Raw genomic sequence first — 9,988 nt, forward strand, 5'->3', positions numbered from 1 at the left:
AGAACCCGACCGAAGGAGTCAGTACATGCACGTTGCCAGGATCCTCGCGCTCGTCAGTGCGACCGCGGCCCTGACGGCGGCGCTGGCCGGTCTCACCCCCGCCCAGGCCCGGCCCGCGCCGGCCAAAGCCGGTTCGGCCGTCACCGCCCCCCGAGACCAGATCCAGTGCCCCCGCGGATTTGTGTGCATCTACCCCGAGATCCACTTCGAAGGCCAGCCCTACGTCAAACGCGCCACTGACGGCTCGGTCCGGCACCTGCCGGACTACATCCGCGGCAAGGGCAGCTCGGTCATCAACAACAGCAGCCGCACCGCGAGGGTCTACCAAAAGGACAACTACTTCGGCCGGCACGTGTGCGTCGGGGCCGACGGCGGCACCATCGCAGACCTGCGCTCCTACCAGCTCAACGACACCACCCACTCCCTGAAGAACAACACCACACCCTGCGGCGCGTAAGGAGGCGCAGGAGACAAGACGCCAGTGGGCGGCGAAGGTCATCGGCAACCGCTTCGACGAGCTGAAGCCGTACCACGCGGCGGCGCTCAAGTCGCTCAGCCGGTAGCCGGAAGCCGTCCGGACGACCGGTCCGAGGACGCCCCGTGACCTCGGTCCGCCGAGGTCACGGAACGTTCGCGCTCCCTTGCAAACTGCCGAGCCGCGCCGGTGCCCCCCATCGCCAACCGGCGGAGACCAATCTCCGCCGCATGTCAACTATGCCGCCCTCCGAGGCGCCCTTGTCCGGCTGACCGGCTACCGAACACCGGCTGACCTGCGCCGGGCCGGCCGGCACCGACTCGCGACCGGGAGTTGCGCCAGCTCTTGCCTGTCGGCGTCCATGCCGCGATTCACGAAGAGTCAAGTGCTGCGCGGGCCCGCCAGTAGGCGATGTGCTGTTGGGTCGCCTCGATGTCGGAGTGGTCCAGGCCGAGCACCTGGAGCTGCGCTTGCAGGAGCTCTTCGAACGCGGTGGCCGCAGCAGAGGCGTCTCCCGCCATGCCCAGCCAATAGGCCCGATTCCCTCGGGTGGCCAGAGTGCGAGGGTGGTCCGGTCCCAGGGTCCGAAGATATGACTCCAGCAGCTGAGTGAACCCCCGCGCCACGTCGGCCGGATCCTTGTCGGCCACTCTCAGCCAATAGGCGCGGCTCTCCCTGGCCCTGACGGTGTTGGGGTGGTGCGGACCCAGTACACGGACGTTCTCCGCAAGAAGCTCGGTGAAGTCGACGGCTGCGCCGACCGCGTCCCCGGCCACACCTCGCCAGTAGGCGAGGTTGCCCCAGGTGACAAGGATGTCCGGATGATCTTCGCCCAGTTCCTCGATCTGAGTCTGCAGAAGCTGGTCGAGTGCCCTTGCGGCGCCTGCTGCGTCACCCGTAACACCTCGCCAATAGGCGGCATTCGCTAGGGTTGCGAGGTAGTGGCGATCTCCCGGGAACCGCGCACTCGATCGGAACGACGGTGCGGCGCTGGCCGGGGTCGCGGCAAAAGCAGGATCCCACTTCGATCCCCGCCACCGCGCGAGACTCTGCCGAGCCTTGACCGTGCCGGGGTGATGAGCCCCCACCACACGCAAATAGTCCTCAAGCAGCGCCTCCAAGGCGGTCGCGGCGCCCTCCGCATCACCTGCCAAGCCCTGGACATGAGCATGGTGATGCCGGGCCGTCAGAGTGTCGGGGCTGTCCGGCCCCATGACCCGCCGGCAGTCGTCGACGAGCTCCTCGAACGCGGTGACCGCGCCGGCCACATCTCCGCTCTCCGCCCTCCACAGGGCGAGGTTCTGCCGAGCCTGCAGGGTGTCAGGGCTGTCCGGGCCCAGTACCTGCCGGCAGTCGTCGACGAGCTCCTCGAACGCGGTGACCGCGCCAGCCACATCTCCCGCTCCGCCCCGCCACCGTGCAAGGTTGCGCCGTGCCTTGAGAGTCTCTGGATGATCCGGTCCCAGAACGCGCAAGTAGTCGCCCAGCAAACCGTCCCACGCGGTGGCAGCGCCTGCGGCGTCTCCCACCACGCCCCACCAGGTGGCGAGCTCTCCTCGGGAGGCAAGGGTATCGACATGGTCCGCACTCAGCACCTGAACTTGGTTGGCCAAAACCTCGGCGAACATGGTGGCGGCCCCCGCCGCATCCCCCGTGATGCCCCGCCAGTGCGCCAGGCGCCCCCACGAGATGAGCATGTCGGGGTGGTCCCAGCCGAGCGTTCGGACTTGGTCGTTCAGAACCACCTCCAAATCGGTTACGGCGCCCGCGGCATCTCCCGCCTCACCCCGCCAGTGGGCCCGGTCTCCCCGAGCTCTGAGGACCTCAGGGCTGACTGGACTCAACACCTTGAGGAATTCGTTCAGGAGTGCGTCCAACTCGGTGACCGCGCCTGCTGCGTCTCCGGCCTCGCCCCGGCACAGAGCGATGGCGTGCCGGGCCCGAAACGCCTCTCGGTCGTACTTGCCGTAGTGCGCCACGGCACTGTCCGCGAGACGCCGGTAGTGGGCGATGGCTGCGGTCGGCTGGCCGGAGCTGCGGAGGCTGTCGGCAACGCGCTGGATGACCGGATGGGGGTGGCGTTGCCACAGGGCGTCACCGGAGTGGCTGGTCAGGGAGTCGGCGTTGGCCCGCAGTGCCTGGACCGGCAGGGTGTCGCGATCGCCGCCGGACCAGAGGGCCATCAGGCCGTCGGCGGCCGTCCGGGCCGATTGCTCGCGTTCTTCGCCGGTGCAGGCATCGCGGACGGTGCGCTGGATGAGCTGATGGACGCGGACCATCCGGTGGCCGTTGCCGGCAACGAAGTCGATCAGACAGAGGCGGTGCAGGGCCTTGAGGGAGCCTCCCGCCTCGTCCGCGGTCACCTTGGTTCCGGCCTCTGCCGGATCGGAGCGCATCCGGCGGAACCGGATCCTGGATGCACCCGCCTTGGCTTCGGCCGCCGCATCCGGATGGGGTGTCCGATGTGCCGTCAGGTGGTCGAGGACCGGCCTCCCGGTCAGGAGGACTTGAGGGATGCCGTTGGGGTCGAGCACGGCAGCCAGTCGGAGCATGGGGAGAGCCAGACCTGCCGGGTCCATCTGGTTCGCCCGGTCGATGGACAGCGACCAGGCCGCCGCCGCAGACACGGTCTGGTCGTCGGGCAGGGCTCCTGTCTTCGGCAGGATCTTCGCCAAGGCGACGGTCCGGTCGGCCAGCAGTCTCCGGTACGCGGCGCAGCTGCGACCGTCCTCAATGAGGTAGGCCGCGGCCTGGGACAGGACGAGCGGCAAGTGCCCGAGTTCGCTTGACAGGCCTGCAAGCTGATCCGCAGGCTCGTGGCGGTCGTGGGCGGCCAGTGCCGCCGTCAGGTACGTGACCGCCTCATCCGAGGTGAACAGACCGACGTCTACCACTCTGCTGTCGGGGCGCGCTTGTTTCACGTCACGACGGCGGGTGGTGACGATGGTGCGGCCGTATGGGCTGCTCGGGGGCCACAGGCCCCGCAGGTCGGCAGGGTCGGCGACGTCGTCCAGAACGACGAGCCATCTGGGGTTGACTGGTCTGCCCTGTACGGTGGGGCCGCGGGACGGCGGTGCAGCCGAACTCTTGGGTTCCAGCCACGCCAGGAACCCCATCGCAGCGGCTTCGCGGTCGCTGGCGCCCGCCTCCCGGATGCCCGCGGCGGCTTCGGAGTAACCGTCGATGACGGCTTCGCGGGTGGCTGCGGTGACCCAGACCAGCAAGTCGATCTCTTCGGCCTGCCAGGCACGCCGCGCGTAGTGGGCTGCCAGCTGTGTCTTGCCGACGCCGCCCATGCCTGTCAGGACCCAGCATGAGGGGGCCGCTTGTCCTCCCGCCAGACGGGTATGGAGATCACGGCTGGTTGAGCGATCTTGAAAGGCATGAGCTGGTCGGGGCAGGTTGCCGACCTGAAGCGGCCAGGACACGGGGGCACGAGGCGTAACCTGCGTGACGTGGTCGATGTGGAAGGCAACGACGCTGTGGTCGCCTGCTTGAAGCTCCGTACCGGGGGGCGCGGTGCGTTCACCGGCGACGACGTGTGGGCTTGTCCTTGCCGGTCCGTTCAGCCCTGGGGCGGAGCCGGCGTCTGAGGGCGGGGACCTCCCGGTCGTTCTTCGGGCGGAGATTCCGGGGGAGGAACGGGGCCGACCTGCACGTTTCCCCGGATCGCTGCCGCGACGACGGAGCCGGGGCCGGCCTGCATGTTGATGTCGCCGGCGGCTGCCACGCCCCCATCCGCTGCCGACACGTTGAGGCCGGCCCGCTCGGACTCGGCCAACAAGGACCGCAGGGCCTCGGCGGCCTCGGCGCGCTCCCTGCCCTCCAGGCTCTCCAGCATGTCCTCGATACGGTTCTGCCAGATTCCCGCATAACGGCTGCGCAGCTGCTCCGGTTCCTCGCCTGGCGCCGTACGCAGGGCTTCTGCGGTCCGACTGAGCCGCTCCAGCTCTTCGTCCTCACGCTGTGCATCGCCGCGGCCGAACCATCGGGCCAGCTGACTGCGGAGCCCGTCCCATGCGTCCTGGCCTGCGGCCTGCACCACTGCGGTACCACCCGATACGGCGAGCGTCGCCAATGCCTCCGTCAGCACTCCGAGCCTCCCAGCAACCCATGGCCGACCATCACGGCGACCATAGACAGCCTCGATCGTCACTGCACGTCGTCGCGGCAAACAGCGCAGCGGATGCTTGGGCAACCTTGCGCGACGCACTGCCCGAAACGCTCACGGTCGCCGCGCGGGCGAGCTCGGGCTAACGAAGCCGAGGCTGATCTCACCCATGACCTGCCCCCCACGCTTTCGGGGTCCTGCCGCTCCCGGCCCTCACCCTCGACGCTACGAGACGGGTCTGACATCCTTCGCGACGGCTCAGGTGGTGTGCGGACCGAGCGGGTCATCGTCCAGGCCAAGCACTGGCGCAGCAAGTCGGTCAACGCCGCCGCAGTCAGTGAGACCGCCACTGCCGGGGAGCTGTGGAGCCCCCCTCTGGTGCGCGGAATCGTGATCGCTACGAGCGGTCGGTTCACAGCGGACGCTGGGAGCTGGGCGGAGGGGCACAACGCCGAAGGCGCCGTGCCCTATATCGATCTGTGGCCCGACAGCCGCCTCGAAACCTTGCTGGCCCAGAGGCGTACATCGCTGCCGCGCACGGCCTCCGGTGAGGCCGTCGGGCCCCGCTGCGGGCCTCTCAGCAGTGGTGCTGCAGAGGAGCTGATGGGTCGGGGAAGGAGAGGTCCAATGTGCCTTTTACCGCCGTGCATCCCGAGGCGGGCCTTCTGGACGCCACGCTTCCCGGTCTGGGCTGCAACCGACCGTGGTCCGAGTTCCACCGTCAGGTCAGCCCCCGGCCTGCAATCGTGTGCCCGGAGTGCGGATGGGGCGTGCACGCCAAGCTGTCGCCGCTGCGGGTCAGGTTCTTCTGCCACGATCCCGGTCGGCCCGACACCTGCTCCCTCGCACACGAAGCGATGGACCACCACATGCTCAAGCTAGAACTGGCGGGAGCGATCCGTGACGTCGGCTGGTACGCCCAGCTCGAAGTTGCAGGAGCTGATCGGTCGTGGCGTGCGGATGTCATGTTCGCCGGACGGTGCGCGCAGGATGGCCTGGGAGGCGCAGCTGTCCGCGATCACGGAGGACGAGATCCGGGCGCGCACCGAGCGGTACGCCGCGGAGGGCATAGGGGTGTGCTGGGTCTCCCCGGCGCCGGAGCAGCCGAGCCTACGTCCTCCTCGACGGCGTGGGCAGCCGGAGCGCCTCGGGGATGTCCGCGCCCGGGTGCACCTCGCGGACGTGATCTCGGGCGCGGGCCAGTGCATGGTCCGGCCGGCCGCCGTCCAGGACCAGTTCACCGAACGTCCCGCACAGGGCGCACCGGACGAGCCGTCGTCGACCGAGTGGCACGCCTACGACGGCCGGCGCGGCCGACCCCGGGCCGTGCTCCTGCGGGGCAGCTGCTCGTGCGGATGGCGGGGCGCGGCCGAGTACCCGCCGGCCTTGTTGCCCAGCCGGTGCCGCTCCAGCCGCAGCGCGCCGAGGTGACGCACCTCGTACACGTGCCGCCGCCACGCGCCTGAGTTCCGGCGCCGGGGTGCCGGGCAGGAAGGACTGGATGACGTCGGCCGCCTGATCACCGCCCCCGCCGACCCGGCGGGCCGACCAGCCGTCGCGGACGAGCAGGTCCCGTAGGGCGTATTCGAACTCCCGGTCGTCCATGGCGTCGACCTCGGCCAGGCTGATGCGCAGGGTGGCGAGCCGCTCGGTGTCACGCCGTCGACCGTGTACCGCGCGTGCGACTCGCCAGGCTCCCAGGGCTCCGGCGAGCATGGCGACGGCGAGCAATACCGGCCATGCGTCGTGGAGGGCCTTGATGGCTGCAGCAGCCGTCCTTACGGCCATGACGAGGACGGCCAACGCCACGAGTGCGGCAGAGAGGACCTCAGGCGCGCCGCGTGGGCGTCGAAGGCGTGTCCTTTTGCGTCCCACTAGCGTGCGGCGGGGGCCGAGGCGGTCGGCTGCGGTTGCGTGGACGGCGGCGTGGGGGCAGCCTCGCCGAACCCGAACACCTGCCCCATAACCAGACGCCGGCTGCAAGGCCGGCGATCGTCCAGCCACTCATGCGCTTCGCGCTCCGCTGCGTCGGATTGCGGCGAACGTGGGCGCGCACTCGGTGAAACCCTTCCGGCACCTTCGACATGGCGTCTCCTCCCGTCTGCGAGCCGCGATTGCGGCCGTCACCTCCAATGGGTGCAGCAGTGGGCACTGACAGAGATTTATGGATCACTATGGGTACGAGCCGACGTCCTTCGTCTTCAAGCCAGCTGCACCGCACGGCCAGCTTCCCCGCATGACTGCAGCACGTTCTCCTGACCTCGATGGACTAGCCAGAACAGCTCTCGCGTGCACACCGCGGTCTCGCGAGACTCGGCGGCCGTGTGCTTCTGACCTGGGACAACGAGGTGTCCCTGCCAAGGCTGCTGCCTCGATGGCGAATGGCGAGAAACGGCAGCTGCGCGCGCCGTCGTTTGCGCCGGATCCGCCCCGAGCAGCCGACGGTAGTACGCACCGGTGGAAGACCCCGCGGCGCGTGGTCGAGATGTGACCGTGGCCGACATGGCAGTTCAGGGATGCGCGGAGCACAAGGCCCGAGCTTGGGCTTCTCCGCACCGGGCCATGTCCTCAGCCGAGCTCAGGGCCAGCGTCCGCGAAGGCGGGAGGCAGACTCCGGCACGATGCCTGCGCTCCGGAAGCGGGGTGTGTCCCTACCCCGCTCGTAGCGGGGCAGGGACACACCGGGTCTGGACTCTTCATCCTTGCAGCAGTCGTCGCCGCCTGGTCTCTTCGTCTGGGTCCGGTGCGGCCGCGGAGCGGGCAGGGATGGGAGCCGTCGCCTCAGGAACGAGGCGAAGGGAGATCAGGTAGGTCTCACCGGATTCGAGGAGGGAAGCGTCCGGAGCCTGTCGGCGTCCCCGTGCCTTGACCGCCAGTTTGTACCATCCCGGCCCGGAGTCGGACAGGACCGGGAGATCTAACTGCGGTCCGTCGACGACCGACTCGATACGCAGACTGCCCGTGGGCGACCAGACCAGCGCGGTGGCTTCCTCTTCCCATTCCCCCGAAGATTGCTCATTGGTGCCTGTCTGGACTTCCACGCGCACGTTGCCGGTGTTGATGCCGGTTCGCACCAGAGCCCCCGCGGACATGGTGGCGATCAAATCGCCGGACCAGTCCGCGCTTTCGATGGGTACTTCGCCGTGGTCGAAAATCCCGTAGGTGCCCTCGTTGACGAAGACTGGGGCCTGGTGTGTCGCCATCACGGCTCCTCGTGTTGTACGGCTCAGTCGCTGCCTGGCGAGGTAATCACCGGGTCGGCTTCCACGCAACGGTGACGCCCCGGCGGGAGTGACACCCACCGCTCCTACTGGACGACCACGTTGAAGGGGTCGCCCTGGAGCACGCGATCCCGTCGGAAGAACTGCGTGTTCGTGCCGCCCTGGGAGCTGTTGTCTGTCGCAACGATCATGCACACGCTGGCCCCGACGGGGCCAGTCCCAGTCGGCACGCCGGGGAACCCGCAGCCGGACTGGGTCCGGCGTGTCCCTCCGGCGTTCAGCCCCTGCTCCGACGTGGCGATCGGGTACTCGTCGCATGACTTGCCGGGGACGCTAGGAGCAGATCCGCAGGCCTTGGTGCGGTTGGAGTCGATGACCGTCTGGTCCTCAGTCCGTGTCAGCCGCGACGGCAGCCCGCTGGCCTGGGCCTTGGTCACGTGGTCGGCGAGTTCCGGCGTCGCGGTGCGGGTGTAGACGAGGTTGGAAGCCGCCCACGGTATGACGCACCCGATGCCCGGCCGGCCGGCCGTGGCGTTGTCGCAGCGCACCTCGTTCATCGAGTAGTCGACGACGGCGGGGTCGTAGCCGGCATTGTTGAAGGTGAGGTACCAAGAGGTCTTGCACTTGCCCTTTGTCGCGGGGCCCACGAGCGAGCTGTCGAAGAAGGACTCGCCTGTGTTCCAGCTGTTGACGGGTGCGAGGGGCTTGGCGGGGAAGGTGGCGCTGGTCCGCGTGCAGGGACCTGTCAAGGTTGCTTGCCCGTCGATCGTTGCCTTCGTCGCGTCTCCCCAGCCGCTGTACATCGACGTGTCGATCTGGTGCGCGTAGCGGCCCAGACCGGTGTCGGTGTAGTTGTACTGCATCACGATGAGGTTGGCCTGGCCGGTCGTGGTCCGCTGTCCGTTGGTGACGCGGTAGGTGGTGTAGGTGACCGTTTGCCAGATGCAGGCCTGGGTGCGGGTGGCCCACACCTGGTTGTTGGCCTGGTCGCACCATTGCGGTGGCGTGACGCCGGCTGTGAGTGTGGGAGAACGTCTCGGCGCGCTGGTCGGTGGCGCGCTGGTCGGTGGAGTGTCTGCGGGTGTGACCTCGACGCAGCTGTAGCGGCCATCGGAAGTGGGCGTCAAACACGTGTTATGGCTGGTGGCCAGACCCGGTTCTTGCCTGCTTCCGGACTTCGGCTCGGGGTTGCGGGTCGCGTCCCGGTCGGGTGTCAATGGGCTGGTGATCGATGGGGGCTGGGCGGACGTGGCAGGAGCGGCGGCTGTCGTGCCCACGATGGAGGCGATTACTGCGGCGAGGGTGGTCGCAAGACGTAACGCTGGGGCGGCTTTCTGACGCACAGATGCTTTCCCTTCTGCGGAGTGGAAGGGGCGACAGTAGCCCGGTGATACGGACATGCGTGCGACGATTTTGGTGCTTGAGATGTCAAGAGGGCCCATCCAGCTCAGCGTGTCGCAGAACCCGACAACAGCCTTCCTCTGGAACCAATAAGTTGCGGACCCTCCCCTTCCATGCCGGATTCGGTACTTCGGACGCTCAGCTGCAGGCTCGCGGGTCCGGCGATCGCCGCACCCCGATTCCGCCTGTGGCGTCACAACCGAGACAGGCCGCGGTGGCGATGGGGTGTCAGCCGTGCACAGGATGTCCGATCCGAGGCGCGTTACCTCGCCGCCGTGCCCTCGGCCCACCCGGGGGCGTCCGTGCAGCATCTGCCGACAGTGCGCCGTCTCCGCAAGGAGGGGAGGCAGCTTGCGGCCGGTCTCCCTCATCCTTGAAGCAGTGGTCGCCGCCTTGCCTCTACCCGTCCGAGTCCGGCTCGGCCAGTGCGCAACACGCACAGAGTCGTCGCTCCAGGAACTGGGCGCAGCCAGGCCCGCAAGGGTCTCCGCGGATTCAAGGAGACAGGCGTCCGGGGTCTTCTCGGCGCCCGCTCGTCCTCAGTGCCAGCTCGTGCCACCCCGACTGGCGGAGAACAGGGCCGGGAGTTCCAACTGCGGCCCGCCGACGGCCTACTCGATACACGGCCTGTCTGTGGACGACCAGGCCATGAAGGGCAGCATCACGGCTGGTTGTCCAGCCTGCCAGAACCGTCAACCGACAGCGTTTGTTCGTGGGTTCCGGCGGCGTTTAGTGATCATCGGCACTCTGGATGTTCACGGGAAACAGCGGCAGCACCTT

The 9,988-nt window shown here is 68.5% G+C and carries 8 protein-coding genes; 2 read left to right on the plus strand and 6 right to left on the minus strand.

Annotation, left to right across the window (positions count from 1 at the left end; translation table 11 throughout):
* Positions 1-25: 25 nt before the first annotated feature.
* The gene (locus tag IH80_RS0132010) at positions 26-457 is read left to right on the plus strand and encodes a peptidase inhibitor family I36 protein (RefSeq protein ID WP_030965129.1); all 432 of its coding nucleotides are present in this window, start codon (positions 26-28) and stop codon (positions 455-457) included.
* A 389-nt stretch (positions 458-846) separates the two neighbouring features.
* Here the strand turns inward: IH80_RS0132010 and IH80_RS0132015 are convergent, their stop codons facing one another.
* Together IH80_RS0132015 and IH80_RS0132020 are read right to left on the minus strand one after the other, a co-directional pair.
* Complete coding sequence (locus IH80_RS0132015) at positions 847-3,771, minus strand: tetratricopeptide repeat protein (RefSeq protein WP_051810187.1); 2,925 nt, start codon at positions 3,769-3,771, stop codon at positions 847-849.
* Between the two features lie 269 nt (positions 3,772-4,040).
* Entirely contained in the window at positions 4,041-4,568 is a 528-nt protein-coding gene (locus IH80_RS0132020) for a hypothetical protein (RefSeq protein WP_051810188.1), read from the minus strand.
* 93 nt (positions 4,569-4,661) lie between these two features.
* On the opposite strand from IH80_RS0132020, the gene IH80_RS47480 reads away from it, so the two are divergent.
* The gene (locus IH80_RS47480) at positions 4,662-5,468 is read left to right on the plus strand and encodes a restriction endonuclease (protein WP_420708894.1); all 807 of its coding nucleotides are present in this window, start codon (positions 4,662-4,664) and stop codon (positions 5,466-5,468) included.
* Here IH80_RS47480 and IH80_RS45055 read toward each other — a convergent pair.
* The 4 genes from IH80_RS45055 to IH80_RS45060 form a co-directional block, all read right to left on the minus strand.
* The gene (locus IH80_RS45055; protein WP_078906858.1) at positions 5,465-5,656 is read right to left on the minus strand and encodes a hypothetical protein; all 192 of its coding nucleotides are present in this window, start codon (positions 5,654-5,656) and stop codon (positions 5,465-5,467) included. The genes IH80_RS47480 and IH80_RS45055 overlap by 4 nt on opposite strands.
* Before the next feature lie 40 nt (positions 5,657-5,696).
* Positions 5,697-6,395 (minus strand): restriction endonuclease, encoded by a 699-nt coding sequence (locus tag IH80_RS46410; protein ID WP_234432450.1) that lies wholly within the window; start codon positions 6,393-6,395, stop codon positions 5,697-5,699.
* 887 nt (positions 6,396-7,282) lie between these two features.
* Positions 7,283-7,789 (minus strand): hypothetical protein, encoded by a 507-nt coding sequence (locus IH80_RS41160; protein WP_030965134.1) that lies wholly within the window; start codon positions 7,787-7,789, stop codon positions 7,283-7,285.
* 104 nt (positions 7,790-7,893) lie between these two features.
* Complete coding sequence (locus IH80_RS45060; protein WP_030965135.1) at positions 7,894-8,778, minus strand: NucA/NucB deoxyribonuclease domain-containing protein; 885 nt, start codon at positions 8,776-8,778, stop codon at positions 7,894-7,896.
* Between the last annotated feature and the right edge of the window lie 1,210 nt (positions 8,779-9,988).

Origin of the sequence: Streptomyces sp. NRRL S-378, from assembly GCF_000720645.1 — a bacterium.
GTDB lineage: Bacteria > Actinomycetota > Actinomycetes > Streptomycetales > Streptomycetaceae > Streptomyces.

Bases quoted from the DNA above. Each gene is read 5' to 3' on its own strand.
- IH80_RS0132010 (WP_030965129.1), top strand. From the start codon at position 26: ATGCACGTTGCCAGGATCCTCGCGCTCGTCAGTGCGACCGCGGCCCTG.
- IH80_RS0132015 (WP_051810187.1), bottom strand. From the start codon at position 3,771: ATGGGCGGCGTCGGCAAGACACAGCTGGCAGCCCACTACGCGCGGCGT.
- IH80_RS47480 (WP_420708894.1), top strand. From the start codon at position 4,662: ATGCTTGGGCAACCTTGCGCGACGCACTGCCCGAAACGCTCACGGTCG.
- IH80_RS45055 (WP_078906858.1), bottom strand. From the start codon at position 5,656: ATGCCCTCCGCGGCGTACCGCTCGGTGCGCGCCCGGATCTCGTCCTCC.
- IH80_RS41160 (WP_030965134.1), bottom strand. From the start codon at position 7,789: ATGGCGACACACCAGGCCCCAGTCTTCGTCAACGAGGGCACCTACGGG.